Genomic DNA, 575 nt, shown 5'->3' with positions numbered 1-575 from the left:
ACCTTATATTTTCAATAAGGAAAAAAAATATAGAGCAACATCAACGGCTTACCGTTTTAATTGTCGTCATACCCGTCATGGCATTTGCCTATCATGTGCAATACGACGATTCTGGCCAGCATTTCAAGCCAAATCCCCAGCAACACCAACACCGCCAATCCGACAACAAACCAAATCATTTTTTCTCCTCCTTCTTCTCGACAGGCCGTCCGAAACGCGCCTGATATTCCTCAATTTCACGCTCCCGGCTTTTTTGCGCCATTCGCGCCGTCGCACGCCTGCGGTGTTGTCCCCAAGCCTGCCAATCCGTATTACGTCGTCCGAAACTCATTTCACACATCCTTTCACAATCGCCTTATTGCCATATTTCGCGCGTATTTCCTTAAGCGCACGTTCCAAAGCCTCTTTTTTTGCCGTAGGGCTCAATGGCTTATCGCTCATAAACAATCCCTTTCATTTTTTCCTCTACGCTCATTGACTCGTATTGCTCACCCAAGGCTTTTGCCTCCAAATCCGCCAGACGCTCGCGCCGCGACATTTCCAACCTCGCTTCCGATAGTTCCGGAGCACAACCG

At 48.5% G+C, this 575-nt stretch carries 2 protein-coding genes; both read right to left on the bottom strand.

Annotated features, from left to right (window positions below; translation table 11 throughout):
- Window positions 1–56: 56 nt before the first annotated feature.
- On the bottom strand, window positions 57–179 hold the full coding sequence (locus tag ACTHUT_RS21595) for a hypothetical protein (protein ID WP_256388732.1): 123 nt from the start codon (window positions 177–179) through the stop codon (window positions 57–59).
- A complete protein-coding gene (locus tag ACTHUT_RS21590; protein ID WP_250600852.1) occupies window positions 176–331 on the bottom strand; it encodes a hypothetical protein in 156 nt (51 codons plus the stop codon). Before ACTHUT_RS21590 ends, ACTHUT_RS21595 begins: the two co-directional genes overlap by 4 nt.
- Between the last annotated feature and the right edge of the window lie 244 nt (window positions 332–575).

The sequence above is a fragment of the Neisseria sp. P0022.S010 genome, from assembly GCF_051956635.1.
This window is presented reverse-complemented; position numbering and strand designations above follow the sequence as displayed.